Source organism: Marinobacter sp. es.048, assembly GCF_900188435.1.
Lineage (GTDB): Bacteria > Pseudomonadota > Gammaproteobacteria > Pseudomonadales > Oleiphilaceae > Marinobacter.
Map to the genome: position 1 here is coordinate 2,243,584 of NZ_FYFA01000001.1, position 26,576 is coordinate 2,270,159.

The 26,576-nt window shown below is 57.5% G+C and carries 29 protein-coding genes; 13 read left to right on the forward strand and 16 right to left on the reverse strand.

The annotated features are described in order from the left end of the window. Positions 1-7 precede the first annotated feature (7 nt). The 6 genes from purB to CFT65_RS19450 all read right to left on the reverse strand — a co-directional run bounded on the left by purB (position 8) and on the right by CFT65_RS19450 (position 4,908). Positions 8-1,375 (reverse strand): adenylosuccinate lyase, encoded by a 1,368-nt coding sequence (purB, locus tag CFT65_RS10370; RefSeq protein WP_088827964.1) that lies wholly within the window; start codon positions 1,373-1,375, stop codon positions 8-10. Positions 1,376-1,463: 88 nt separating this feature from the next. Then, on the reverse strand, positions 1,464-2,108 hold the full coding sequence (gene hflD, locus CFT65_RS10375) for a high frequency lysogenization protein HflD (protein ID WP_088827966.1): 645 nt from the start codon (positions 2,106-2,108) through the stop codon (positions 1,464-1,466). Continuing rightward, positions 2,105-3,292 (reverse strand): tRNA 2-thiouridine(34) synthase MnmA, encoded by a 1,188-nt coding sequence (mnmA, locus tag CFT65_RS10380; RefSeq protein ID WP_088827968.1) that lies wholly within the window; start codon positions 3,290-3,292, stop codon positions 2,105-2,107. The genes hflD and mnmA overlap by 4 nt, the downstream gene beginning before the upstream one ends. Positions 3,293-3,328: 36 nt before the next feature. After that, a complete protein-coding gene (locus tag CFT65_RS10385; RefSeq protein WP_088827970.1) occupies positions 3,329-3,793 on the reverse strand; it encodes an NUDIX hydrolase in 465 nt (154 codons plus the stop codon). Continuing rightward, positions 3,790-4,422, reverse strand: a complete 633-nt coding sequence (locus tag CFT65_RS10390; protein WP_088827972.1) for a pseudouridine synthase — start codon at positions 4,420-4,422, stop codon at positions 3,790-3,792. Before CFT65_RS10390 ends, CFT65_RS10385 begins: the two co-directional genes overlap by 4 nt. Positions 4,423-4,596: 174 nt before the next feature. Further along, positions 4,597-4,908 carry a cold shock domain-containing protein gene (locus CFT65_RS19450; protein WP_088827974.1) on the reverse strand — a complete coding sequence of 104 codons (312 nt, stop codon included), beginning with the start codon at positions 4,906-4,908 and terminating at the stop codon, positions 4,597-4,599. 306 nt (positions 4,909-5,214) lie between these two features. On the opposite strand from CFT65_RS19450, the gene clpS reads away from it, so the two are divergent. Together clpS and clpA are read left to right on the forward strand one after the other, a co-directional pair. Beyond that, positions 5,215-5,574: an ATP-dependent Clp protease adapter ClpS gene (gene clpS / locus CFT65_RS10400; protein WP_088828216.1), complete on the forward strand. Its 360-nt coding sequence runs from the start codon at positions 5,215-5,217 to the stop codon at positions 5,572-5,574. Between the two features lie 18 nt (positions 5,575-5,592). Continuing rightward, entirely contained in the window at positions 5,593-7,863 is a 2,271-nt protein-coding gene (clpA, locus tag CFT65_RS10405) for an ATP-dependent Clp protease ATP-binding subunit ClpA (RefSeq protein WP_088827976.1), read from the forward strand. Positions 7,864-7,966: 103 nt separating this feature from the next. Here clpA and infA read toward each other — a convergent pair whose 3' ends face one another. The 9 genes from infA to CFT65_RS10450 form a co-directional block, all read right to left on the reverse strand. After that, positions 7,967-8,185, reverse strand: coding sequence for a translation initiation factor IF-1 (gene infA / locus CFT65_RS10410; protein ID WP_008169200.1), 219 nt, complete (start codon positions 8,183-8,185; stop codon positions 7,967-7,969). Between the two features lie 80 nt (positions 8,186-8,265). Further along, complete coding sequence (locus tag CFT65_RS10415) at positions 8,266-8,979, reverse strand: arginyltransferase (protein WP_088827977.1); 714 nt, start codon at positions 8,977-8,979, stop codon at positions 8,266-8,268. Further along, positions 8,980-9,693: a leucyl/phenylalanyl-tRNA--protein transferase gene (gene aat / locus CFT65_RS10420; protein ID WP_088827979.1), complete on the reverse strand. Its 714-nt coding sequence runs from the start codon at positions 9,691-9,693 to the stop codon at positions 8,980-8,982. Positions 9,694-9,889: 196 nt separating this feature from the next. Further along, complete coding sequence (gene trxB, locus CFT65_RS10425; RefSeq protein WP_088827981.1) at positions 9,890-10,843, reverse strand: thioredoxin-disulfide reductase; 954 nt, start codon at positions 10,841-10,843, stop codon at positions 9,890-9,892. 141 nt (positions 10,844-10,984) lie between these two features. Further along, entirely contained in the window at positions 10,985-11,896 is a 912-nt protein-coding gene (locus tag CFT65_RS10430) for an AAA family ATPase (RefSeq protein ID WP_088827983.1), read from the reverse strand. 7 nt (positions 11,897-11,903) lie between these two features. After that, complete coding sequence (locus CFT65_RS10435; protein WP_088827984.1) at positions 11,904-12,827, reverse strand: carbon-nitrogen hydrolase; 924 nt, start codon at positions 12,825-12,827, stop codon at positions 11,904-11,906. Next, complete coding sequence (locus CFT65_RS10440; RefSeq protein WP_228705817.1) at positions 12,827-13,876, reverse strand: agmatine deiminase family protein; 1,050 nt, start codon at positions 13,874-13,876, stop codon at positions 12,827-12,829. The genes CFT65_RS10435 and CFT65_RS10440 overlap by 1 nt, the downstream gene beginning before the upstream one ends. A gap of 101 nt (positions 13,877-13,977) precedes the next feature. Beyond that, a complete protein-coding gene (locus tag CFT65_RS10445) occupies positions 13,978-14,280 on the reverse strand; it encodes a hypothetical protein (protein ID WP_088827988.1) in 303 nt (100 codons plus the stop codon). Between the two features lie 95 nt (positions 14,281-14,375). Further along, a complete protein-coding gene (locus tag CFT65_RS10450; RefSeq protein ID WP_088827990.1) occupies positions 14,376-14,963 on the reverse strand; it encodes a PilZ domain-containing protein in 588 nt (195 codons plus the stop codon). Positions 14,964-15,085: 122 nt separating this feature from the next. Here CFT65_RS10450 and CFT65_RS10455 point away from each other — a divergent pair, with 122 nt between their 5' ends. Both CFT65_RS10455 and lolD read left to right on the forward strand, forming a co-directional pair. Next, positions 15,086-16,327, forward strand: a complete 1,242-nt coding sequence (locus CFT65_RS10455) for a lipoprotein-releasing ABC transporter permease subunit (protein ID WP_088827991.1) — start codon at positions 15,086-15,088, stop codon at positions 16,325-16,327. Positions 16,328-16,340: 13 nt separating this feature from the next. Then, complete coding sequence (lolD, locus tag CFT65_RS10460; protein ID WP_088827993.1) at positions 16,341-17,030, forward strand: lipoprotein-releasing ABC transporter ATP-binding protein LolD; 690 nt, start codon at positions 16,341-16,343, stop codon at positions 17,028-17,030. On the opposite strand, the gene CFT65_RS10465 is transcribed toward lolD, so the two are convergent. Beyond that, the gene (locus CFT65_RS10465; protein ID WP_088827994.1) at positions 17,018-17,563 is read right to left on the reverse strand and encodes a DUF2062 domain-containing protein; all 546 of its coding nucleotides are present in this window, start codon (positions 17,561-17,563) and stop codon (positions 17,018-17,020) included. The genes lolD and CFT65_RS10465 overlap by 13 nt on opposite strands. Before the next feature lie 81 nt (positions 17,564-17,644). Between CFT65_RS10465 and CFT65_RS10470 the strand changes: the two genes are divergently transcribed. The 9 genes from CFT65_RS10470 (at position 17,645) to murB (ending at position 26,558) form a co-directional block, all read left to right on the forward strand. Continuing rightward, positions 17,645-20,077, forward strand: coding sequence for a DNA internalization-related competence protein ComEC/Rec2 (locus CFT65_RS10470; RefSeq protein ID WP_228705818.1), 2,433 nt, complete (start codon positions 17,645-17,647; stop codon positions 20,075-20,077). Between the two features lie 72 nt (positions 20,078-20,149). Beyond that, on the forward strand, positions 20,150-20,776 hold the full coding sequence (locus CFT65_RS10475; protein WP_069183399.1) for a MotA/TolQ/ExbB proton channel family protein: 627 nt from the start codon (positions 20,150-20,152) through the stop codon (positions 20,774-20,776). A gap of 5 nt (positions 20,777-20,781) precedes the next feature. Continuing rightward, the gene (locus CFT65_RS10480) at positions 20,782-21,207 is read left to right on the forward strand and encodes an ExbD/TolR family protein (protein ID WP_088827996.1); all 426 of its coding nucleotides are present in this window, start codon (positions 20,782-20,784) and stop codon (positions 21,205-21,207) included. Beyond that, positions 21,204-22,982 (forward strand): lipid A export permease/ATP-binding protein MsbA, encoded by a 1,779-nt coding sequence (gene msbA, locus CFT65_RS10485; protein ID WP_088827997.1) that lies wholly within the window; start codon positions 21,204-21,206, stop codon positions 22,980-22,982. Before CFT65_RS10480 ends, msbA begins: the two co-directional genes overlap by 4 nt. Continuing rightward, positions 22,979-24,025 (forward strand): tetraacyldisaccharide 4'-kinase, encoded by a 1,047-nt coding sequence (gene lpxK / locus CFT65_RS10490; RefSeq protein WP_088827999.1) that lies wholly within the window; start codon positions 22,979-22,981, stop codon positions 24,023-24,025. Before msbA ends, lpxK begins: the two co-directional genes overlap by 4 nt. 19 nt (positions 24,026-24,044) lie before the next feature. Further along, entirely contained in the window at positions 24,045-24,233 is a 189-nt protein-coding gene (locus CFT65_RS10495; protein ID WP_064230163.1) for a Trm112 family protein, read from the forward strand. A 27-nt stretch (positions 24,234-24,260) separates the two neighbouring features. Then, a complete protein-coding gene (gene kdsB, locus CFT65_RS10500; RefSeq protein WP_088828001.1) occupies positions 24,261-25,055 on the forward strand; it encodes a 3-deoxy-manno-octulosonate cytidylyltransferase in 795 nt (264 codons plus the stop codon). Continuing rightward, the gene (locus CFT65_RS10505) at positions 25,048-25,527 is read left to right on the forward strand and encodes a low molecular weight protein-tyrosine-phosphatase (RefSeq protein ID WP_088828003.1); all 480 of its coding nucleotides are present in this window, start codon (positions 25,048-25,050) and stop codon (positions 25,525-25,527) included. Before kdsB ends, CFT65_RS10505 begins: the two co-directional genes overlap by 8 nt. Further along, positions 25,524-26,558: a UDP-N-acetylmuramate dehydrogenase gene (gene murB / locus CFT65_RS10510; RefSeq protein WP_088828004.1), complete on the forward strand. Its 1,035-nt coding sequence runs from the start codon at positions 25,524-25,526 to the stop codon at positions 26,556-26,558. The genes CFT65_RS10505 and murB overlap by 4 nt, the downstream gene beginning before the upstream one ends. Positions 26,559-26,576 lie beyond the last annotated feature (18 nt).

Here is a 26,576-nt window from a genome sequence, read left to right on the forward strand (position 1 = left end):
CCCGGTTTCAGATGTTTTGTGCCTGATCGACGGCGTTACCGATGTAAAGGCCCGGAGTCAGCGCCATCAGTTCGGCCTTGGCCTGCTCCGGAATGTCGAGGCTCTCCGCGAAATTCTTGATCACTTCCGGAGTCATTGCCTTGCCGCGGGTCAAAGCCTTGAGCTTTTCATAGGGCTTTTCAATGTTGTAACGACGCATCACGGTCTGGATCGGCTCGGCAAGCACTTCCCAAGCATGGTCCAGGTCTTCATCCAGCCGAGCCGGATTGATTTCCAGTTTGCCCAGGCCTTTGAGGGAGGCTTCGTAGGCAATCAGGCTATGGGCAAAGCCCACGCCCAGGTTGCGCAGTACGGTGGAGTCGGTCAGATCCCGCTGCCAGCGCGAAATGGGCAGTTTGGCGGAGAGGTGGCTGAACAGAGCATTGGCGATGCCGAGGTTGCCTTCGGAATTCTCGAAATCAATGGGGTTGACCTTGTGGGGCATGGTTGAGGAACCCACTTCGCCTTCCACCGTTTTCTGCTTGAAGTAGCCGAGAGAGATATAGCCCCAGATGTCACGGTCCAGATCGATCAGGATCGTGTTGAAGCGGGCGACGGCGTCATAGAGCTCGGCGATGTAATCGTGTGGTTCGATCTGGGTGGTGTACGGGTTCCAGTCTAGGCCGAGGCTCTCGATGAACTCACGGGCATTCAGGGCCCAGTCGATTTCCGGGTAGGCGGACAGGTGGGCATTGTAGTTACCCACGGCGCCATTGATCTTGCCCAACAGCTCGGTTTCCCGGATTTGCTTCACCTGGCGGCGAAGACGGTGAACCACGTTCGCGAGCTCTTTGCCGACGGTGGTCGGGGAGGCGGTCTGGCCGTGGGTGCGAGACAGCATCGGCTGTTCGGCATGGTCGTGAGCCAGCTGGGCCAGTTTGTTGACAACACGGTCCATGGCCGGCAGCAGGCCATGGTCCAGACCTTCCCGGAGCATCAGGGCGTGGGACAGGTTGTTGATGTCTTCGGACGTGCAGGCAAAGTGAACAAATTCCGTGACGGCGTGGAGTTCCGGAACGCCGGCAATTTTCTCCTTAATGAAGTACTCGACCGCTTTCACATCGTGGTTGGTGGTGCGCTCGATGTCCTTGATGCGCTCGGCGTCTTCCAGGCCGAATTCACTGACCAGGTTGTCCAGAGCCCGATTGGCTTCGGCGGAAAACGCGGGGACCTCGGTTACTCCGGGATGAGCGGCCAGCTTCTGCAGCCAGCGGATCTCGACGGTTACCCGGTTCCTGATCAGGCCATATTCACTGAAAATTTCACGGAAGACGCTGACCTTGCTGCCATAGCGTCCATCGACCGGGGAAATGGCGGTCAGGGCGGTGAGTTCCATCGAAAACCTCTCAAGTCATCAAAGATTCGGATCAAAAGAAAATAAGGGATGCTCATCATACACCACCGGAGGCACTGAATCAGCGCTGTCAGTGGTACAGGGAGCGATTGGCTTCCTCGGCCAGCTCACTGGCAAGCCCGATAACTTTTTTCCGGGCAAAGATCAGCTGCCAGCGGCGGCCGCCGGTCTGGCGCCAGAGCACGGCTGAGCGAATGCCCGCGAGCAGCAGGGCGCGCACTTTTGCAGCATTCTCCTCCTGCTGCAGTACCGTGGGGTTGCCGCTGACCTGGATACGCAGTCGAAAGGTGCTGATGGTGTCGGCATAGACCGAGGCCAGATTGCTGATCAGATTTGGGTGGGTGTACCCGAAATGGCTTGCGGTATGCCTGGCCTGATCAATACGGCTGCCGATCACATCCAGCATGTCAGAGCGGCGATTCAGTTTGGATTCGAGCTGGATCAGGTTGAGGGCATAGCGCAGCACTTCGATGTCCTGCTGCCGGGACTGCTGGCTGAGCACCGAGGAAAGGGTGACAAGGCCTTCACGGATGTCGCGCAGTTCGCCGCCATAGACGTCCAGAGTGTTCTCCGGGTTGGTGGCAAACAGGGAGCGGATGGAGGTTTCCAGGCTGGCTTCGTTGCACTGGCCGTTATGGGCAATTTGCTGGACCAGGTTTGCGGCCTGGAAAACCCCGGCAAGGGCCAGGGTCTGATCCTTGAGGGAGCGGCTCATGCGGTTTCTTCCTGGGGCCGGGTTCCGGTCAGGCGGGTTGGCAAGAGTTCGCCGTCTCGCCAGGTTTCTTCAATGACGCCGCCGCCGAGGCACACCTCGCCATCGTAGAAAACGACAGATTGTCCAGGGGTGACCGCGCGCTGGGCGTCGTCAAAGTCTACCCGGACGCCGCCCTCGATCACGACAACCTCGCAATCCTGGTCCGGCTGCCGGTAACGGGTTTTGGCCTTGCACCGGAACGTCCCTGCAGGTGGTTCGCCAGCGACCCAGTCAATCGGTCCTGATACCAGGCCACGGGAAAAGAGTAGGGGATGGTGTTTGCCCTGAACCGCAACAAGCACATTACGGCTGAGGTCCTTCTCCGCCACATACCAGGGCTCGTCCCCGAATTTACTGAGACCGCCAATGCCCAGGCCCTGTCTCTGGCCGATGGTGTGATACATCAGGCCCTGGTGCCGGCCAATTATCTGGCCGTCCGGTGTTTCGATATTGCCGGGCTGTGCCGGAAGGTATTGCTTCAGGAAGTCTTTGAACTTGCGTTCGCCGATAAAGCAGATACCGGTGGAGTCTTTTTTATCATGGGTAACGAAACCCTGCTGCTCGGCAATACGGCGGACTTCCGGTTTTTCCAGCTCGCCGACCGGGAAAAGGGTCCGCGCAATGCGGTCGCCGGAGACGGCATGCAGGAAATAGCTCTGGTCTTTGTTCGGATCCAGTCCCTTCAGGAGCTGGGCCTTGCCGGCGGAACCAGCAATCGGTCGTTGCCTGGCGTAGTGGCCCGTTGCGATATAGTCGGCACCAAGGGTGATAGCATAGTCCAGAAAAGCCCGGAATTTCACTTCCTTGTTACAAAGAATATCCGGATTGGGTGTTCGTCCGGCCTGATATTCGGAGAGGAAGTGCTCAAAAACCCGGTCCCAGTACTCGGCCGCAAAACTGGCGGTATGCAGTTTGATGCCGATGGCATCGGCTACGGCCTGGGCGTCGGCCAGATCTGTCATGGCCGTGCAGTACTCGGTGCCGTCATCCTCGTCCCAATTCTTCATGAACAGGCCTTCAACCTGGTAGTCCTGGTCTTTCAGAAGCCAGGCGGCCACTGAAGAATCCACGCCGCCGGACATGCCGACGATAACGCGCGTGTTGGCGTTGCTGTTTGGAGAGGAGGCTTCGGGTGCGTTGGTCATGACAGCTTCGTTACCGGCTAAAAAACCGCGAGTTTATCATCTTTCCGAGGGCGCCGTCTGCGCGTCCACCACCACGTCCAGCGGGTATTGCCGGCCGTTTCGGTAATCTTCTATGCACTGGATGACCAGCGGACTGCGCAGTTTGTCTCCGAGCGCGCGGATTTCATCCAGGGTTAGCCAGTGGGCGGCAATGATGCCATCGTCCAGCTGTTCGGTGACCCGGTCGCGAGCCCGCGCGGCATAGCAGAAACGATAGTAGGTAACGCTGTTGGCCGGAGCCTTGTAGGTGTAAATGCCAAGGAAGTGTAAGGGCTCTATTTTCCAGCCCGTCTCTTCAAGGGTTTCCCTTCGAACGGCGTCCAGAATGGCTTCATCTTCCTCGATATGGCCAGCAGGCTGGTTGAAAACAACCTTGCCGCCGCTGACTTCTTCAACTATCAGGTAACGGCCGGCTTCATCCTCGACTATCACGGCCACGGTAGCATGGGGTTTCCAGGTCATGATTTCCGGTTTCTCCTGGTTCGGGCGCCGGCGGCGTTGCGGCGGCGGGTTGGTTTTGGTGGAGAGGGTAGATTGACGGTGACCCTTCGATGGGCCCCGGGTTCCAGACCGTCAAGGGTCCAGTCACCAATCCGGTACCGGATCAGGCGAAGTGTCGGAAACCCTACGGCAGCAGTCATTCGACGTACCTGCCGGTTCTTGCCCTCGGTTATAGTCAGTTCAATCCAGCTGGTCGGAATGGTATCTCGATGTCGTACCGGTGGCACTCTGGGCCAGACCGCCGGGGCAGCCGTTCTGTCGGCTTTTGCCGGCCGGGTCAGACCATCCTTGAGCTGCACACCGGCAGCCAGGTGTCTCAGTGCTTCTTCAGAAATGCTTCCCTCTACCTGCACCCAGTAGGTCTTTGGCATCTTCAGCGATGGCGACGCTATGCGGTGTTGCAGGGAACCTTCAGCGGTGAGAAGGAGCAGGCCCTCGGAATCGTAGTCCAGGCGACCGGCCGCATATATGCCCGGAATCCGCAGATAGTCCGCCAGGGTGGCCCTCGGTGAATCGCCGCCAGAGGCGCCATCGTCGGTAAACTGGCTCAGAACCTGAAAAGGTTTGTTAAAAAGTACGAGTTCAGCCATGGGCCCCTGCGTTCCCGGAATTCCGATTTCTTTGGTGGAAGCAGGTTACTGCAAAGGGGACTGCTGGCAAAGTGGCGATGTCAGTTCTTGAGGGGGTCAGTTTTTCGGGGCAAAAACGAAAGGGACCCACCAGCAAGCCACTGGTGGGTCTGGTTATTCTGTTGGCAGGGTCGGTCAGGCGTTTACTGCACGAGGCGGATAGCCGTCCCGCCCTGACTCCTGTTGCCCTGACTTCGCCGCAGATTCGCTACCGGCGCCAGACTGCACCTTGCTGGCAGGCTGCTCGTCAGGAACAATGTTGACCGCGTGAATGCCCTTGTCGCTGGGTTTTTTGTCGAAGGTTACGGCCTGGCCGGCTTTTAAGGTCTTGTAGCCGTCCATCTGCACCGAAGAGAAGTGCGCAAACAGGTCGTCACTGCAGCCATCCTCGATGATGAATCCGTACCCTTTGGCATTGTTGAACCACTTGACCTTGCCTCTTGGCATGATGAACTCCCCTGTTCTTTTGCTGTCTCTATTCTTGTTGATTCTTTGTTTGCCTATCGGCGCCGTCGCACTGCCGGTCCGAATCCTGTTACACAATCCTTGCATGGATTTACATTATTTTACAATGCAACTTAACTTTCGACCAATCATCGCGGTGAGTCAATAGTTTCTATGCCGGGAATGTGTGGTTGAACGCAGTCTGGAAGCGGTATCATGTTCGTATTGATAAATATCTCATGCCCCGCTTGAAAACCCCGGGGCGGACATCCACATTTAACAGGAGCACCGATAAACCGGTAAGGAATGATGCGGACTATCGAAAATTCTCTACTAGTATTCAATCAGGGGGAGGACGAACAACCGGGGCGACAGGATGACCTCAGCGTTGCTCCCGAGAAGCCTGCTCTCAAGCGTCCGGCGCGATTCAGAGTGGTGCTTCTGAACGATGATTACACGCCCATGGATTTTGTTGTGGAAGTTTTGATGACGTTCTTCGGAATGAACGAGGAAAAGGCGACCCAGGTGATGCTGCTCGTCCATACACAGGGAAAAGCTGTATGCGGGGTATATACCCGGGACATCGCGGAAACAAAGGCAGCACAGGTGAACCAGTATTCCTCGGAATGCGAACATCCGCTCCTTTGCGAGATTGAACGTGCGGACTGATAGACGTTGGGGTGGCCCATGCTGAGCAAAGATCTAGAAATTACGCTGAATACGGCCTTCAAGAATGCCCGGGACAAGCGTCATGAGTTCATGACTGTGGAGCATTTGTTGCTGGCCCTACTGGATAATGATTCGGCAGTGGGCGTTCTGAAAGCCTGTGGTGCAGACCTCAAGCGACTTCAGGAAGAGCTCGTCGAATTCGTGGATTCAACCACACCATTGATTCCCAGCAGCGACAGTGAGCGCGAAACGCAACCCACGCTGGGTTTTCAGCGCGTACTGCAACGGGCGGTTTTCCATGTGCAGTCCTCGGGCAAGAAAGAGGTAACCGGGGCCAACGTGCTGGTCGCTATCTTTAGCGAGCAGGAAAGCCAGGCCGTGTATGTGCTCAAGAAGCAGAGTATTGCCCGCATAGATGTGGTCAACTTTGTTTCCCATGGTATTTCCCGGGTACAGGGCGCTGAAGACCAGGAGAGCCATGATCAGGCGTCCCATGAAGAGGCTGGCGAGGAAGGCGGTCAGTCCAAGCCGCTGGAAAGCTACGCAACCAATCTGAATGAGCAGGCTCGTCAGGGCCGGATTGACCCGCTGATCGGGCGAGAGCACGAAGTCGAACGGGTCGTGCAAATCCTTGTGCGCCGCCGTAAGAACAACCCGCTGCTGGTGGGGGAAGCTGGTGTCGGCAAAACTGCCATTGCGGAGGGGCTTGCCAAGCGAATTGTTGATGGTCAGGTACCAGACATCATTTCCGATGCGGTGGTCTACTCTTTGGACCTGGGGGCTCTGCTTGCCGGGACCAAGTATCGCGGCGACTTCGAGAAGCGTCTGAAAGGGCTGCTTGCCGAGCTCAAGAAAGAAAACCACGCGATTCTGTTCATCGACGAGATTCACACCATCATCGGAGCGGGCTCCGCCTCCGGAGGCGTGATGGACGCCTCGAATCTGCTCAAACCCATGCTCAGTTCCGGAGAAATCCGGTGCATTGGTTCAACCACGTTCCAGGAGTTCCGGGGTATATTCGAGAAGGACAGCGCATTGGCTCGCCGTTTTCAGAAAATCGACGTGAACGAGCCAAGCGTAGAGGATACCTATCAGATCCTGAAGGGCCTCAAGCCCAGCTTCGAGAAGCACCATGATCTCAAATACACCGACAAGGCTCTGCGGGTGGCCGCAGAACTGTCTGACCGCTATATCACCGACCGTCACCTGCCGGACAAGGCCATTGACGTCATTGATGAAGCGGGTGCGCGCCAGAGGCTGCAGCCTGAGGGCAAGCGCAAGAAAACCGTCGATGTCACCGAGATAGAGGATGTGGTTGCGAATATTGCCCGCATCCCGCCGAAAAACGTGTCCACCAGCGACAAGGATTTGCTGCGGAACCTGGAGCGGGATCTCAAGATGACCGTCTTTGGTCAGGATCCGGCGATCGAATCGCTGTCCACCGCCATCAAGCTGGCCCGTGCCGGGCTGAAGGCGCCTGAAAAGCCTGAGGGTGCGTTCCTGTTTGCAGGGCCGACCGGTGTCGGTAAAACCGAGGTCACCAAGCAGTTGGCCAAGGTTCTGGGTATCGAACTTGTCCGGTTTGACATGTCGGAGTACATGGAGCGCCACACCGTCTCGCGGCTGATCGGTGCGCCTCCGGGCTATGTTGGCTATGATCAGGGCGGCCTGCTGACCGAGTCGGTCAACAAGCATCCGCACTGCGTGCTTCTGCTTGATGAAATCGAGAAGGCCCATCCGGAAGTGTTCAACCTGCTGCTGCAAGTCATGGATCACGGCACGCTGACCGACAACAACGGTCGCAAGGCAGATTTCCGCCACGTGATCCTGGTGATGACCACCAACGCCGGCGCCGAAAGTATGGCCCGTCGGTCCATTGGCTTCAGCGAGCAGGACCACAGTACAGACGGCATGGAAATCATCAGCAAGACATTCACGCCGGAGTTCCGAAACCGTCTAGACGGTATCATCCAGTTCGGTGACCTGCAGATGGACACCATTACTCATGTGGTGGACAAGTTCCTCACCGAACTGCAGGCGCAGCTGGATGAGAAGCATGTGGTTCTGCATGTGGACGACGAAGCGAAGGCCTGGTTGGCTGAGAAGGGCTACGACGTCACGATGGGTGCCCGTCCGATGTCCCGCCTGATCCAAGACAAGATCAAGCGGCCACTGGCCGAGCAGATCCTGTTCGGGCGTTTGTCAGAGAAGGGCGGGGATGTCTTTATCCACCTCCGTGATGACGAGCTGGTATTCGAGTATGAGGACGAACCTGCAGAGGCCGTCTGACATACTTGAAAAAGGAAAAACCGCTGTCCGGATAACCGGCAGCGGTTTTTTTATGCCCTAACGAAAAAAGCCCCCGAAGGGGCTTTCAGATGTCACGGGAGCATCAACGAGCGCGGTATACGATGCGGCCCTTGCTCAGGTCGTAGGGAGTCAGCTCAACCTTGACCTTGTCACCTGTCAGGATGCGGATGTAATTCTTGCGCATCTTGCCGGAGATGTGAGCTGTCACAACATGACCGTTGCTGAGCTCAACGCGGAACATGGTGTTTGGAAGGGTATCGATAATAACGCCTTCCATTTCAATGGCATCTGATTTCGGCATTCAGTAGAAACCTCGTTTGGATATGCTTCTCGTAATTTTAAATTGCGCAATTCTGCCTGATTTATCGTCGTTTGGCAAAGTTAGCCTGGGCCCAGTTCACGCCAGTGTCCGTCTCGAAGCGCCTCGATCGGGCGGAAACGGGTTTTGTAGTTCATTTTCCGGCACTGCTTGATCCAGTAACCGAGATACAGATGGGGCAGACCCCTGCGGCGGGCTTCCTCAATTTGCCAAAGGATCGCGAAGGTGCCCAGGCTCCTGTCTTCCAGATCTGGGTCGAAAACGGTGTAGATGGCCGAGAGTCCGTCGTCCAGCAGGTCCACGGCTGCCAATCCTGCCAGCCGATCGTCCTGGTGGATTTCCAGGAACCAGGAGTCGGTGGCACCTTCCACCAGGAACGACGTGAACTGTTCCCGGGTAGGCGGGTACATGTCGCCGTCCTTGTGCCGTTGTTCGATGTAATTGGCGTAGAGCTGGTAGTACCTTTCCGAAAAGGTGGCCGGCACCATGGTGCACTGCAGATCCGTGTTTTTCTTGAGGACTCGTCGCTGACTTCTGTCCGGGCTGAAATCATCGACTTTCAATCGAACCGGAATACAGGCATTGCACTGCTCACAATGAGGGCGGTAGTAGTGGGATCCGCTACGGCGAAAACCGAGGGCGGTGAGTTGGCTGTAGAGTTTTTTGTCGATATGAGCCCGCGGATCCACAAACATGGTGGTCGCCTCGCGGTCTGGCAGGTAGCTGCAATCGTGTGGCGGCGTTGCAAAGAACACCAGTGTTCTGAGATTGCTCATTTACGCCTCCGGCCCGGGCCACCGCCATCGGAAGGTCCAGTCGGTCTGATCCGGTTTCTGGTCAATGCTCATTCTGAGTATAGATAAAAACTCTTCCCGGGGAATAGTTCGTGCACCCATTGTTAAAAGGTGCCTGCTCTCCACCTGGCAATCCATGATCCGATAACCCCACAGCTGCAACTGGTGCGCCAGGTGAACCATGAGAACCTTGGAAGCGTTGGTCTCCAGTGAAAACATGGATTCCCCGAAGAAACACCGGCCAATGGCGAGTCCGTACATGCCGCCGGCCAGCTCGCCGTGCCGGTTCCAGACTTCGATGGAGTGGGCGACTCCCATGCGATGCAGCTCTGAATAGCTGGCAATCATCTCTTCGGTGATCCAGGTGCCTTCGGCACGGGTTGAGGCGCACAGGCGGATGATCCGTCCGAAGTGTCGGTCGGCGGTTACCTGGAAGCGTTGTTGGTTCAGGGTGCGGCGCAGGCTCCGTGAGACGTGGATTTCGTTCGGAAAAAGGACACACCGCGGATTCGGTGACCACCACAAAATGGGCTGGTCGTCACTGTACCAGGGGAAGATGCCGTTCCGGTACGCCAGTATGAGTCGCTCGGTGGAAAGGTCGCCGCCGAGGGCAAGAAGGCCGTCCGGGTCGTCCAGGGCTTCGTTGGCGGGGGGGAACCAGAGTTGGTCCGGGTCTAGCCAGGGTAGTGAGGTCATCCTTCTCCGGCAATTACTGCAGTGTTTCGGGCCTTTTGGAGTTTCGGCCGGCGGGAACCCGCTTCTGAAACACGCCGTGAATACATCCATGTAGGCTTGGCGCCGCCATTCATGGCTCCGCACAGTTTCAGAAGCGGGTTCCCGCCGCCCTATGCAAACTCTTGAGTTCGCATTCCTTTTCCTTACTCAAGCACAATCAGTCTTGCTGATCCAGAAACTTTTCCGCATCCAGTGCGGCCATGCAACCAAAGCCGGCGGACGTGACGGCTTGCCTGTAGACGTGGTCGGCTACGTCGCCGGCGGCGAATACGCCGGGAATGCTGCTCTGGGTGGCCATGCCTTCAAGGCCGGAGCGGATGCGGATGTAGCCGTTCTCCATGTCCAGCTGCCCCTGGAACAGGTCGGTATTGGGCTTGTGCCCGATGGCGATGAATACGCCGGCCAGGGCCATTTCCTGCGTGGAACCGTCATTGGTGCTCTTGATGCGCATGCCGGTAACGCCAGTGCCGTCGCCGAGGACTTCGTCGAGGGTGTGGTCCCAGACGATGTTGACGTTACCGTTTTCGGCTTTTTCAAACAGTTTGTCCTGGAGAATCTTCTCGGCACGCAGGCTGTCGCGGCGGTGTACCAGGGTGACTTCGTCGGCGATGTTGGAGAGGTACAGGGCCTCTTCAACCGCGGTGTTGCCGCCACCGATAACGGCGACTTTCTGTTTTTTGTAGAAGAACCCGTCGCATGTGGCGCAGGCGGAGACGCCCTGGCCTTTGAATTTCTCTTCGGATTCCAGGCCCAGGTACATGGCGGAGGCACCGGTGGCGATGATCAGGGCATCGCAGGTGTACTCGCCGCCGTCGCCCTTGAGCCGAAATGGGCGGTTACGCAGGTCAGCTTCGTTGATAGTGTCGTAGACGATGCTGGTTTCGAAGCGTTCGGCGTGTTTGAGCATGCGCTGCATGAGCTCTGGCCCCTGCACGCCGTCGTTGTCGCCGGGCCAATTGTCGACGTCGGTGGTGGTGGTGAGCTGGCCGCCGACTTCAATACCGGTAATCAGGGTCGGGTTCAGGTTGGCGCGGGCTGCGTAGACAGCAGCGGTGTAACCTGCGGGGCCGGAACCGAGGATGATCAGTCGGGAATGTTTGGTGTCGCTCATTGGGAATTCTCTCACTGAAAAAGCCGTACGTTGCCGGGCCCGGTTTTAGGGCCAGACGATTCGGGGAAAGGTGGAAAGGCTAACATGAAAGGCGCGGTCTGCCATTCGTTTTGGCCAATTCCGCTTATAAAACCTTGCTATTTACTCAAGCACGGAAACAGTTGCCAGCAGCTGACGCACTCGCTCCGCGCTTTTGCCGGACTCGCCCTGCTCGAGCCGGTGGGCGGCAACTGCGGGAAACACGGCCTGGATATCGTCAGGCAGCACGTGGTGACGTCCCTCCATCAGAGCCCAGGCCTTGGCTGCCCGTACCAGTCCTAATCCGGCCCGGGGGGAAAGACCGTAGAGAAGGCCGGGCATTCTCCGACTCTGTTCCAGCAGTCGTTGTACATAATCCAGCAACGCCGGGCTGGCGGTTATCCGGGTGACACCTTCCTGCAGCGTTTTCAGGTCGGCCTGGGAGAGCAGGGTCGGGAGTTTCTCAGTCAAGGTACGACGATCTTCACCCTCGAGCAGTTCGCGTTCGGCCCGTGGGTCCGGATAGCCCAGGCGCAATCGCATAAGGAACCGGTCCAGTTGGGATTCGGGCAGGGGGTATGTGCCGCCCTGTTCGATGGGGTTCTGGGTGGCAATCACAAAGAACGGGTGGGGCAGTGGCCGGGTCTCACCCTCAATGGACACCTGTCGCTCTTCCATGGCTTCGAGCAGGGCACTCTGGGTGCGAGGTGATGCGCGGTTTATTTCGTCGGCCAAAACCACCTGGGCGAAAATCGGCCCGGGGTGGAATACCAGGCTGCCGGCCTGCTTGTCGTACATGGAGTAACCGAGCACATCCGCCGGCAGCAGGTCGTTGGTGAACTGGATGCGCTGGTAAGTCAGCCCCATGACCTTGGCCAGGGCGTGGGAGAGGGTGGTCTTGCCCATGCCGGGGATGTCTTCGATCAGAAGGTGCCCGCGGGCCAGTAGCCCGCAGAGGGCAAGGCGGACCTGTTGGTCTTTGCCCAGGAGTATCTGGTTCAATTCACTGACTACGGTATCGACCAGTTTTTTCATTCCGGGCTCAGTCCCTTACGCGTTTGAGGATGTCACCGTAGGCGTCGATACGGCGGTCTCTCAGATACGGCCAGATACGGCGAACCGATTCACTGCGGGTGCGATCAAGGGTCACGGTCAGAATACACTCGGAGCTGTCATCGCCCCGGGCCATGAACTCGCCCTGCGGGCCACAAATAAAACTGTTACCCCAGAAGCGAATACCATCGCTGTGTCCGGAGGGGTCCGGTTCTGTACCTACTCGATTCGGTGCCACAACCGGAAGATTGTTGGCCACTGCATGGCCCCGCTGCACGGTGACCCAGGCGTCCAGCTGACGTGCCTGTTCATCCGGATCATCCGTTACGTCCCAGCCGATGGCGGTGGGGTATACGAGGATCTCCGCGCCGGCCAGGGCCATCAGCCGGGCGGCCTCGGGATACCACTGGTCCCAGCACACCAGAATACCGAGCCTGCCAATAGACGTATCAATGGGCGTGAAGCCGCTGCGACCATCGTTAAACTGGGCGTCGCCGGGAGTGAAGTAGAATTTTTCGTAGAAACCCGGGTCGTCCGGAATGTGCATTTTCCGGTACAGCCCTGCCATGGAGCCGTCTTTCTCAAACACAACCGCCGTATTGTGGTAAACACCGTTCATACGACGTTCGAAAATGGATCCAACCAGAACGATGCGAAGTTCGCGGGCCAGATCAGACAGACGCTGGCTGGTGGGGCCGGGAATCGGTTCGGCCAGTTCGAAGACCGCAGTGTCTTCAGTCTGGCAGAAATACAGGGTGGCGTGGAGTTCCTGAAGAATAACCAGGTCAGCGCGATTAGCGGCAGCTTCGCGGACCAATTTCTCGGTAACGGCGAGGCTGGCGGCCTTATCACTGCTGCAGGCCTGCTGGATGGCGGCAATATTGATCTGGTTTTTGCGCGATTCGCTGCTCATCAACTGGCTACTCCGGCGGGGATTTGCATGGTCACACAGTGAAGGCTGCCATGCTGGCGAATCAGGGGCCGGCAATCAATGGGCACTATCTCCCTGGACGGGAAAATCTCTTTCATGACAGCGATGGCGTCTTCATCCTGCGGCACGCCGTACACCGGCAGCAACACCGCTTCGTTGATGATCAGAAAGTTTGCGTAGGTGGCAGGCAGGCGTTCACCATCCTTGTCATGAATCGCATCGGGCCAGGGCAGAGGCGTCAGTTTATAGGGTGAGCCGTCGGCCTGACGGAATTCCTGGAGCTCTTCTTCCATGGCCGCCAGCGCACTGTAGTGTTCATCGGCCACGTCTGGGCAAACTACATAACAGATGTGATCCGGGGCGCAGAATCGGGCCAGGGTATCTATGTGGCTGTCGGTGTCGTCTCCGGCAAGGTAGCCGTGGTTGAGCCAGAGAATCCGCTGGATGCCCAATACCTCCGAGAGCAGCTGCTCAATCGCCGTACGATCCATGGCGGGATTTCGCGTCGGCGTAAGCAAGCACTCGGATGTGGCCAACAGGGTGCCCTGACCATCGGATTCAAAGGAGCCGCCTTCCAGTACGAAATCCACTTGCTGCATTGTGGTTGTGCCGAATACACCCGCATTGAACAGATGATTGTTCAAAGCGTCGTCTTTTTCCGAGGGAAATTTTCCGCCCCAGGCGTTGAACCGGAAATTCAGCAATACAGGCTCGTCATCAGTCAGGATGGTAATCGGCCCATGGTCCCTTGCCCAGGTATCGTTTGCTGGCGCAGGAACGATCCTTGCGCGGCCCGGGAACCTGCTTTCCTCGGCGTAGCGATTCAACTGCCGTTCAAGCTCCTGCAGGCGCGTAACGTGTTCGCAACTGATAACCAGATGTTCATACCGGAGAACGGCTTTCGCAATGTTCTCGAAGACCGGCTCCACCTCATCGATCAGGTCTGCCCAGTCGGTTCCCGGATGGGGCCAAGTCAGCATCACGGCACTCTGCGGCGCCCATTCCGCGGGCAACACTCGTTTGGTTGTCACTACGTCACCTTGAATCATAAAAGACGCCATTCTAACCAACGATTGGTTGAACGTCAGGACATTAGAAGGGGATTTCCGCCCTGGAAAGGCCCCTCGGGCCTTCAGCGGCTATTCTTGAGAACGGTATGGATAACCCGGTCGCCTTCGAAATAAACGACAAAGTTCTGATAATGCCATTGGGTGATCGGTGGCTGGCCTACCGGGCCCTGGATTTCCAGAGGCGCGCCCCAGGAAGCACGGACTGAGGACTGGCTCATGCCGGAGCCCGGAAAGCTGGCCTGATCACGATCAGCCTGTGCGCCAACCGGCACGCGGACTTCTTCAGCTACCGCGGACGTCATCGGGAAAAAGGCCAGTGTGGCAGTCACTGCCAGTGCGCCAAACAGGGTAGTTTGTTTTCTCATTGATGGGTCTCCATGAAAACTGGCGTCCTCAGAAGGACATGGATAAAGCGTAATATCCGAAAAAGACTAGCAAAAGTCACTCGTTTTTCCCCAGTCTACTCTTTTTGACGCTGTCGAATCTGCCACCGCATCACATGCCGTGCGATTTGTTGGCGATCACCATCATTCATCCGGGAAAATTCGGTGTGGACCCTTGCTCCGCCTGACGAATCGGGGTGTACCTCAAGCACCTGTGCAATCGCTTGGGGCTGGAAAAGTTCGGGTGGGAGGGTCATTCGAACAGCGAGCCGGTCTCCCGGCTGCCAGGCAGGGGTGCTGCTGAAGAACGACAGGCCACCCTCGCTCAGGGTTACCTCCTGCCAGTCCTCAGGTTGCAAGGGATTTTGCTCAAAGGCCATAATGCGCGCAAGCGTATCCAGCTTGCCGTTCAGGGATTTGATCAACCCGGTAAGCAGTCGGTCTCTTTCGGCAAGGCTGGCAAGCTGGGATTTTACGTCCTGATCCAGCCGCCTGAATTCAGCTTTCAGGCTTTCAAGGTGGTCGCCATCGAAGGCATCCTCGTCCAGTGGGGCGCCGGGGGCCAGCTTGCGGATCTCCAGGCCGATCCGGTCTTCAATGCGGTAAAAGTCCCGGCGTTCAGGTGAATAATCCGCCGGTTCGTTTGGAATGTCGGACGACTGCATCGCGGCTCCGGAAAGCTGAATTTTTATTGGTACAGAACAGTTTAGCAGTTTCCCTCCGTGCTGGAAGGTACTCGGGAAAACCAGACCACGACAGACCTGAAGGTAGCAACAGGCACCTCTCCATGTTCAGACCCTTATCATTGTACATTGGCTTGCGATACACGGCCGCCAAGCGCCGCAATCACTTCATATCCTTTATTTCCCTGACCTCAATGATCGGGCTGATGCTGGGGGTGGCGGTGTTGATCATCGTGCTGTCCGTCATGAATGGCTTCGATCGGGAGCTCAAGCAGCGAATTCTCGGAATGGTGCCCCATGCCACCATTCAGGGTGCCGGTCCCCTCGACGACTGGCAATCGGTAGATGCCAGTGTGCAACAACATCCCCGGGTGCTGGCTGCGGCCCCGTTCATCCAGGGCCAGGGCATGGTCACCGGTGGCGGAAATGTCCGTGGGGTTATGCTCAACGGCATTCTTCCGGAAGAAGAGCGCACGGTGTCGATCATTGAAAATCATATGATTGAAGGCGGGCTGGATGATCTGGTCTCCGGCGAGTTTGGCATCGTCATTGGTCGTCTGATGGCGGCCAGCCTGCGCCTTCAGGTGGGTGACAAGGTGACCGTGGTGCTGCCGGAAGCCTCTGTGACGCCGGCGGGGGTCCTGCCCAGGCTCAAACGCTTTACGGTCAAGGGCATTTTTAGTGTCGGGGCAGAGCTGGATGGCAACTACACCCTGATTCACATGGATGATGCAGCCAAGCTCATGCGGACCGGGGGAAAGGCCGAAGGTATTCGCCTGCTGGTGGATGACCTGTTTGCTGCGCCTAAGGTGTCGCAGCAGGCTGCCGAGTCCCTGGGCGGCCGGTATTACGTATCCGACTGGACCCGGACCCACGGCAACCTGTTCCAGGCCATCCGCATGGAAAAGACCATGATCGGCCTGCTTCTCATGTTCATCGTAGCTGTCGCTGCCTTCAATATCGTCTCCACCCTGGTCATGGTGGTCACCGATAAAACCGGCGACATTGCTATTCTGAGAACCATGGGAGCAACGCCTGGCCGGATCATGCGCATATTCATTGTCCAGGGGGCGGTGATCGGCATTTTCGGAACCATCGTTGGCACGGCGCTGGGTGTTTTCGGGGCCCTCAACATCAGCGCCTTCATTTCCTGGCTGGAGGGGGCGCTTGGCCACCAGTTCCTGAGCGCGGACGTGTACTTCATCAGCTATCTGCCCTCCCAGCTGCAATGGCAGGACGTTTTCATAATCAGTGGCGCCGGCCTTGCCATGAGTTTGTTGGCAACCATTTATCCGGCCTGGCGGGCCTCAAGAGTGGATCCGGCGGAGGCGCTTCGCTATGAGTAAGGAACAATCCGCAATGGCACACTCTGCCCTGGTAATAGACTGTCGTCAGGTGACCCGGACCTACAACGAGGGCCCTGGAAAGCTGACCATTTTTTCAGACATTTCGCTGGAAGTTGCCCAGGGCGAGACGGTTGCCATCGTTGGCAGCAGCGGCGCGGGCAAAACAACGTTGCTGAATCTTCTGGGCGGGCTCGATAAACCCTCGTCCGGCCATATCTCCATCTGTGGTAACGACATTCACCGGCTCTCCGAAGCACGGCGCGCCAGGTTCCGCAATGCACATCTGGGATTCGTCTATCAGTTTCATCATTTGTTGCCGGAATTTACGGCGCTTGAGAACGTCATGATGCCGTGCGCATTGGGTGGCATGGCGGTATCGAAATCGCGAGACAAGGCAAGCAATTTGCTGGAACGGGTTGGCCTCGCAGAACGGCTGGATCACAAGCCCGGTGAGCTCTCTGGCGGCGAGCGCCAGCGGGTGGCCATTGCCCGGGCACTGGTAAATGAGCCGGACTGCGTACTAATGGATGAGCCGACGGGCAATCTGGATGAACATACCGGCGAGGGGGTTCAGGCGTTGATTGAGTCGCTGAGGGATCAGTTGGGCATTGCCTTTGTCATGGTCACCCATGATATGAAGATGGCTCGAAGTCTCGGACGGGTTATGCGGCTTGAGCAGGGTCGGTTGATTCAGGAAGTCTGATCAGCCGCCCGACGTCGTCTCAGTCGTGCGGTGCGCCGCACCTGCCAGTCTGAGCGAATTTTCCGGCGCCAGAGATACTGGATAATCAGATAGGCAAGGCAGGCCGAAACGGTTGCGACCACCAGGGACCCGAGGTAGAGGGGAATGCCGATATCCAGGAGCCGCTCGCTGATCCAGGACCAGGACAGTTCAAATTCAAAGCTGAGTACCGGACGGTCCAAGGCCCAGGCCCCGATCTTATAGTTGAAATAGAACATCGGCGGCATGGTCACAGGATTGCTGACCCAGACCAGAACCACTGAAAGCGGCAAATTGGCATTGAACCAGATGGCGAAGAAGGCTGCCGCAAGCATCTGGAAGGGCATGGGAATAAAGCAGAACCAGATACCGACCAGAAATGCTCTGGCGACACTGTGACGGTTAATGTGCCAGAGGTTCGGTTCATGAAGAATATCGCCCAGAAAGCTCAGCGACTGCATCGCTTTCACTCTCTCTGGTGAGGGCAGATAGCGTTTCATGAACTTCTTTGGCATTGGAAGTTCTGCCTTTAAACGGAGTTAGTATACCGGCTCATCGGATGTCGCCGGTCTTTGTGACAAACAGGAGGACAAGGATTGTCCGGAAGTATCAAGCGCCCGGCATGCTCTTATGGCAAGTCCGGTTCGGCAGTAGTGGGCATTATCGCCTTCTCTTGTGGCGTTATCTTACTGTATTGGTTGTCGATACTGCCACCTCCCGAGTGGTTGATCGCCGCGATATTGCTGCTCACTCTTACTCTTTCCTGTTCTTTATCACCCGTTGCCTCCCGGTTAACAGTGTTCGCCCTTGGCCTTTTTGCCGGGCTGTTCTGGGCCTCTTGGCATGCTGGTGAACGGCTTTCGACGGTCCTTCCGGCCAGCCTTGAACGGGAGCGCCTCTCGGTCTCGGGATACCTGTGCGACATTCCTTCGCCGGGAAGCTTCAACAGTTTACGTTTCAGTCTCTGTATCACCCAATGGCACAACCTTCCCATCGAAACCGGGCAGGAAGCAAGGATGCCGGACCTCCTGAAATTGTCCTGGTATGGTCACGGTAACGAACAACTTCCTGGCGCCCGTCTGCGGCTGGAGGTTGTTCTCAAGCGCCCCCATGGCAGCCTTAACCCTGCCGGTTTCCGCTATGAGGACTGGCTCTTTCGGACGGGTTACCGGGCCACAGGAAGCGTCCGCAGTGTTCAGAGCGACCCTGCGGTGAGGTGTTTACTGCATTGCCAGTACCGTAGCCTGCATCTTTCGCTTAAAAACTGGACCACGAAGCAGTTTGGCGATGCGAGGCACTTTCCTCTGGTTTCCTCGCTGTTAATTGGCCATCGCGGCCAAATGGAACAGAATCACTGGGATGTACTCAAGGCGACCGGCACCATTCACCTGGTGGCGATTTCGGGGCTGCATCTGGGGCTGGTCGCGTTGGGTGCCGGCTTTTTGTGCAGGCGACTGTTGCTGGCGCTGCCGGCCAGGAGTGTCAGTGATGGGGCCAGGCGTCGGATCGTCTTTACTGCGGTTCTGAGTTGCTGCCTGATTTATGCCCTGGCTGCCGGCTTTACCGTTCCGACACGTCGCGCCCTGGTTATGGTGGTTGCAGGTGGGTGGCTGGTGCTGATGAGTCGACAGGCCCCGGTTTGGCAGGCCTTCCTGGCTGCATTGGCGGCTGTTCTTGTACTGGATCCTTTTGCGCCCCTGGATCAGGGGTTCTGGCTTTCGTTCACTGCGGTCGCCATTTTGATCGCCGTGTTCTCGGCACGGCTTGCAGGAACGGGTTCAGTAACGGGACTCGTAGTGGCCCAGCTCGCGGTCTTCGGCGGTTTATGGCCAATTCTGGCAATATTCGGGCAGGGTCAGCCCCTGGTTGGTCTGCTGGCCAATCTGGCAGCGATTCCCTGGGTATCCCTTGTGGTGATGCCAATACTGGTCACGGGCGGGTTGATCACGGCTGTTGTTCCCGGCGCCGCCCAGCTATTTGTGCCTCTATTCGATCTGGCGCTGGGAGTGCTCTGGTACGTGCTGACATGGTTCTCGGAATGGCAGGCGCCAGACATGGCCGCCAGTGTTCCTGAGATTGTTGCCTGGGCGTTGCTGACTATTACGCTGGTATTCATTCCGTTTGCAAGGTTTCGTTTTGTTGCTGCCCTGTTGGCAGTGTCGTGGCTGATGTACCCGGGGCCAACTTCGGTAGAAAATCCTGATCTGCGCGCGCCGGAAATACGGTTCTGGGATGTTGGTCAGGGCCTATCGGTTCTGGTCCGTCAAGGGCGTGAGGTATTGGTTTACGACACCGGCCCTGCCGTTCCGGGTGTATTCTCGGCTGTCGAATCGACACTCCTGCCCAATCTGGAAGCCGAGGGCATCAGGCGGATTGATACCCTGGTAGTCAGCCACGCAGACAGTGATCATGCCGGAGGTGTAGCCGAGCTGATCCGACAGATTGAAGTCGGGCGAGTCATCGCCGGCGAGCCGATCCCCCTCAGACATCAGGTTGCTGATCTGTCAGTTTCGGGCTGCAAGCGATCGTCCCAAAGGCTCGGCAGCCTGATTCTGGAATTCTGGCAGGGGGAGGGTGTGACAGATGGTAACGATGCGTCCTGTCTGGTACGGATTTATCACCCTGAATCAGGGACCGAATGGCTCCTGCCGGGAGATATTACCCAACCCATTGAAGCCCAGTATCTGGCTTATCTTGCTGCTCGTGAGGATTTTCAGGAGCCGGTTACCCGAGTGCTTGTCGCACCCCACCATGGCAGCAAAACGTCATCCTCCGAAGCCTGGGTCAGGGCGTTGAGGCCGGATCAGGTCATTTATACCGCCGGCTATCGCCACCGGTATGGCCATCCTCACCCGACGGTAACCGCCCGATACGCCGGGGTCGGTGCAGTTCCGCTGAATACAGCCTGTTCCGGCAGCATAGTGATGACCATTGAAGATAACCAGTTGGCGTTAAAGGAAATGCGTCATGGGGCATCATTCTGGATTGGCGGCCCGGGGCTTGCTCGTGACCAATGTAAAATACCGTGACGTTGCAGGTGTGGCCTCCACCGGTAGCTATGCTAAAGTAGCGCGGCTTGCAAACAATCAGGGAGACCAAGCGTGTTCGAGCTGTTGAAAGCCGGTGGCATTCTCATGGTGCCAATTGTTGCCTGTTCCATTCTGGCGCTGGCCATCATTCTGGAGCGTATCTGGACCCTTCGTGCCTCCAGGGTAGCGCCTCCCCAGACCATTAACGAGTTATGGCGCTGGATCAAGAAGAAAGAACTCAATGGCCGGAAGCTGAAAGCCCTGCAGGGGTCATCACCCCTGGGCCGGATTCTGGCTGGTGGCCTGCTTAACGCCAAGCATGGCCGCGAAATCATGAAAGAGAGCATCGAGCACGAGGCGAGCCAGGTTATCCACGACCTGGAGCGATTCCTGAACCCGCTGGGTACCGTTGCGACCATTACCCCTCTGTTGGGGCTGCTGGGCACCGTTATTGGCATGATCAAGGTGTTTGCGGAGATTCAGTTGGCAGGGGTTGGCAACGCGGGCAATCTGGCTGGCGGCATCTCCGAAGCCCTGATCACTACCGCCGCTGGTTTGAGCGTGGCTATCCCGGCGTTGATTTGCCACCGCTACTTTATCCGCAGGGTGGACGAGCTGGTCGTGGGCATGGAGCAGGAAGCCATCAAGCTGGTTGAGGTAGTACACGGAGACCGCGAAATCGACGTGGAAGGAGCCTGAACGCCGTGAAGTTCAAGCGCCAGAGAAGCCAGGAAGTCGGGGTTGACCTGACACCACTGATCGACGTGGTGTTCCTGCTGCTGATTTTCTTTATGGTTTCCACAACCTTTACCCGGGAAAGCCATCTGCAAGTCGAGCTTCCCGAGGCCAGTGGTGAGCCCGCGCCAGCATCGGAAGTACAGCAAATTGACGTGGTGATCAATGCCGAGGGGCAGTACACCCTGAATGACCGGACATTGGTCAATAACCGGCGCGAGACGCTTGAACGGGGTGTACGCGAGCTTGCTGAAGGCAATAACTCACTCCCGTTTATCATCACCGCTGACGCCCGCACCCCCCACGAATTTGTGGTTCGTGCCATGGACGTTGCCGGACGTCTGGGATTCGCCAAGCTCAGCATTACCACTGAGCGGGAGGCTGAGAACCAGTGAAGGTAACCGAGCCTTTAGCTGATACTCCGACCGGGCTACCCGCGGGCAGTTGGGAAACTTACAAGCGCCTGCTCGCGTATGTAAAGCCCTTTCTGTTGGCCTTTTCCTTGGCTGTTCTTGGCAACATTATCTATGCCGCCGCATCGACGGGTATGGCGGCGGCCATGGAATATGTCATCGCCGCCATCGAGAATCCCACGGAGCAGAACCGCCTGATGCTTACCCTGGTCATCGTTGGGGTGTTTGCATTCCGTGGGCTCGGCACGTTCCTGAGCCAGTATTTCATCAGTTATGTCGGTCGCCAGGTCATCAATGCGTTACGCAATGATGTATTTGACCGACTGATGACATTGCCCTCCCGTTATTTCGATGACAATGCGGCGGGACGCCTGGTCTCGAAGCTCACCTTCAACGTTGAGCAGGTGGCGGAGGCGACGACCAATGCCGTGACTATTACGCTCCGTGAAGGCCTGACCATTGTCGGCCTCCTGGGTTACATGTTCTATACCAACTGGAAACTCACGCTGATTTTCCTGGCGGTGGGGCCGCTGATTGCAGCGGTCGTGAGCTATGCCAGCAAACGCTTCCGTAAGATCAGTCAGCGGATCCAGGGCTCCATGGGCGATATAACCCATGTGGCATCGGAATCGATTACCGGCTACCGCGTTGTTCGCACCTTTGGTGGTGAGGATTATGAACGCGATCGTTTTCAAGAGGTTAATAATAAAAACCTCAAGCAAAGTCTGAAGATGGCATCCACTCAGGCCATCAGTGTTCCGGTGATTCAGGTGCTGGTGGCCATCGCTATTGCCGGATTGGTCTGGATGATGCTCGCGCCGGAAATTCGTGGCGAAATGACCACCGGGCAGCTCGTTGCCTTTATTACGGCCGCGACCACCATGGCCAAGCCGATCCGTCAGGTAACTTCGGTCCATGCCAAGATCCAGAAGGGCGTCGCAGCGGCCTACGATGTTTTCGAAACCATTGATGAATCCCCGGAGCAGGATCCGGGTACCTACTCTCCGGATCGGGTTGCAGGCGACATCGAGTTTGATGAGGTGGCTTTCCGGTACCGGGACCAGCTTGACAATGTCCTGGAAGGTATCTCCTTCCGTATTCCTGCCGGTCAGAGTGTGGCACTTGTCGGTCGTTCAGGGAGCGGAAAGTCCACCCTGGTGAGTCTCATTCCAAGATTCTATGAATACACCGGTGGTGATATCCGTATCGATGGGCATTCTCTGAAGGAGTTCTCCCTCAAAGGGCTTCGGTCCCAGATTGCACTGGTGAACCAGAATGTGGTGCTTTTCAACGACAGCATCGCCGCCAACATCGCTTACGGGGCTCTCCGGAACTGTACTCGCGAAGAAATTCGTGAGGCCGCCGCCAAGGCTCACGCGCTCGAATTTATTGACCGGATGCCCGAGGGCCTGGACACCATGATCGGCGATAACGGCGTAATGCTCTCGGGTGGGCAGCGACAGAGGCTTGCGATCGCCCGGGCACTGCTCAAGAATGCCCCGATTCTGATCCTTGATGAGGCCACGTCGGCGCTTGATACCGAATCTGAACGCCACATTCAGGAAGCGCTGGAAACGGTCATGCAGGGGCGCACCACACTGGTCATCGCGCATCGGCTTTCCACCATCGAGAAAGCCGACAGGATTCTGGTGATGGATAATGGACGAATTGCAGAGTCCGGGCGCCATGACGAACTTCTTGCTGCTGGCGGCGCTTACGCTCAGCTGCACCAGATGCAGTTCAGCGAGCAGCCATGAGCGCGGTGCAATCCGCCATGAGTTCGCTCGTTGAACGGCTTTGGTATGGCAGTAAACGGCCCCTGGGCTTTCTGGCACCGCTGTCGTGGTTGTATCGAAGCATTTCAGAAGCCCGCCGCCGTGCTGCCTGGGACGCACGGGATGCCTCGCTTCCTGTTCCGGTCATTGTCGTTGGCAATATCACTGCCGGTGGAACCGGAAAGTCACCGCTCACCGCTTGGCTGGTCTCTGAACTGGCATCTGCTGGCTGGCGGCCGGTCATCCTGAGCAGGGGCTATGGCGGTAATGCCGGCCAATACCCGCTGGAAGTCGCGGCGGACACTAGCCCCGCCACAGCCGGTGACGAACCGGTCATGCTTGCGCTCAGCACTGGTTGCCCCGTTGTAGTTGATCCACGGCGCCGCCGCGCCGCCGATTATGCTCTCGATAAGAATCTCGGTGATGTATTGATCTGCGACGATGGTCTCCAGCATTACAAACTACCCAGGGATCTTGAGCTATCGGTATTTGATGGGCAGCGGGGCATCGGCAACGGCGCCCTGATTCCGGTCGGTCCCCTGCGAGAGCCGGTTTCGCGGCTCGCTTCCGTTGATTTTGTTATCGTGAATGACAAGGAACTTTCGCAGCAGGCTCTGGAAAGTTTTGCCGGCGTCGACCACCCGGCCATCTATTCCATGGTTCTTGAGCCCGCGACTCTGATCCACCTGAAATCGGGGGCTTCCAGGGCTGTCGGAGAACTGAAAGGAAAAACGGTAAAGGCCATAGCGGGAATCGGCAATCCGGCCCGGTTTTTCGATACGCTCAGGGCCCTTGGCGCTTCGGTCACCGAGACCGCCTTTCCGGATCATCATCGGTTCCGTCCGGAGGATCTGACAACCGACACTGATGAGTGGATTGTCATGACGGCAAAGGATGCGGTGAAATGCCGGGGGTTCGCGCCCGAGAATGCATGGAGCCTGGTGGTTGAGGCCAGGTTGCCGGAGCAGTTTCGGCATGCGTTTCTGGCGCGCGTTCACCAGTGTTCCGAGCCTATAACTTCGTGATACCAAGTGAGTAAGCAACATGGATAAGAAACTGTTGGCGATGCTGGCCTGTCCGGTCTGCAAGGGTGACCTGAAGCTAAACGAGGACAGAACGGAGTTGGTGTGTTATCAGGATGCCATGGCATTCCCGATCCGCGAGGGAATACCGGTTATGTTGGCCACCGAGGCCCGGACTCTCTCTACCGACGAGCGTCTGCACAAGCGCTGAACCCAAGTCCATCAGGGTATTTACGTCATGTCTTTTACCGTTGTTATTCCGGCACGCTATGCGTCCAGTCGCCTTCCAGGCAAGCCTTTGGCAGACATTGCAGGAAAGCCCATGATCCAGCACGTCTGTGATCGTGCCTCGGAAAGTCGGGCAGACAGGGTAGTTGTCGCCACGGACGACGATCGGATCCGGACCGCTTGCGAGGGCTTTGGTGCCGAGGTGGTCATGACATCACCGAATCACGCAAGTGGAACGGACCGCCTCGAGGAGGTGGCACGGGTGCTGGGTTTCGAGGCTGACCACCGGGTGGTCAACGTGCAGGGTGACGAGCCCCTGATCCCGCCGGAACTGATCAATCAGGTGGCCGACAATCTGGATCTGTATCGGGAAGCTGCCATTGCCACCCTGTGCGAACGTATTCATGACCCGGAGCAGGTCTTCAACCCCAACGTGGTCAAGGTGGTTTTTGATCACCAGGGGATGGCGCATTATTTCAGTCGGGCACCGATTCCATGGGCCAGGGACCAGTGGCAGGAGGATACGCCGCTCACGGGCTTCGACATCTCCTTGCCACACAATATTGGGTACTTCCGGCATATCGGCATCTACGGTTACCGCACCTCAGTGCTTGGACAGTTTGTCAACTGGGCGCCTGCTCCCACCGAGGTTGCCGAATCTCTGGAACAGTTGCGGGCGCTCTATAATGGTGCTCGTATCCACGTGGATGTGGCAGCCATCAACCCGCCGGGCGGCGTTGATACCGACGCGGATTTGCAACGGGTCCGAGGCTGGCTGGAGAAGAGGAATAGCGACAATGGCTGAACCGGTAAAAGTTCTTTTCGTGTGTCTGGGTAACATCTGTCGATCGCCCAGTGCTGAAGGTGTGTTTCGCTCTCTGGTAGAGCAGGAGGGCCTGGCAGAGCAGGTCCACATCGATTCCTGTGGCACCGGAGACTGGCACATTGGCAAGACTCCCGACGGCCGCTCCCAGGAGGCTGCCCGTCGCCGGGGCATCGATATCAGTGGATTGCGGGCTCGACAGTTCAGCCCGGAGGATCTGGACATCTTTGACTATGTGCTGGTGATGGATCGCCAGAACCTGGCGGACATCAAGGATGTATGGCATCAGAATGGGGGCACCCGGCCGGCCTTGTTTCTGGAGTTCGGTCAGTCGGCCCGTCAGGAGGTGCCAGATCCCTATTACGGTGGTGACGACGGTTTCGAAAACGTGCTTGACCTGATTCAAGAAGCCGGCGAGGGCCTGCTGGCGGACATTCGGGGGCGTCTGGCTTGAGTCAGGAGCCGGAAATTCGGGAAAACATCGAGCTGGAAGCGCTGAACACTCTGCACGTGCCGGCCAGGGCCCGTTTTTTTGTCGAAGTTCACAGCCCGGATGAGTTGGTTCGGTCTCTGGAATGGGCGTCGTCGGAGGGTCAGGAGGTACTGATTCTTGGTGGCGGGAGTAATCTGGTGTTCGCCGGTGACTTTGAGGGGCTGGTGGTCCGTCTGGTTATTCGTGGGCGCCGTTGGGAGCACATCGATGATCACAGGGCGACCCTGGTGCTTGGTGCGGGTGAAAACTGGCATGAGGCGGTTCTGTATGCGGCCCGGGCCGGTTATCGCGGTATCGAGAATCTGGCGCTGATTCCGGGAACAGCCGGTGCGGCGCCGGTGCAGAATATTGGTGCCTACGGTGTCGAACTCGGCGATTGCCTGGAATCGGTCACGGCACTGGATCGGAATACGGGCGAGCTGGTTGTTCTCACCAACGCCGAGTGCCGGTTTGCCTACCGCGACAGCCTGTTCAAGCAGACGCCGGGCCGCTATGTGATAACCGAAATCCGTTTGGGCCTGTCCCGTTCACGTCCGCTGGTGCTCGGATACCGGGATCTCCAGGATTACCTCAGTGATATTGCGGAAACCGCTCTTGACCCGCTGCAGGTAGCGGAGGCCGTGATGGCCATTCGCCGACGGAAGTTGCCGGACCCGGATATCATTCCGAACGCCGGGAGTTTCTTCAAGAACCCGTTCGTTGACGGTGAGACTTTTGAGGCACTCGAAAAGCGACACCCCGATATCGTGGCCTATCCTCAGGAACAGGGCGTCAAACTGGCCGCGGCCTGGCTGATCGATCAAAGTGGCTGGAAAGGGTTCCGGAATGCCCGGGTGGGCGTTCATAACCGGCAGGCACTGGTTCTGATCAACCACTCGGGCGGAACCGGCGCCGACATACTCAAGCTTGCAGAGACGATTGGCCAATCGGTGGCAGAGCGATTCGGGGTAACTCTGGAAATGGAACCGGGTATCGTGGGTAGCCAGAGGTAAGCCCGCCCGAGGCGGGCA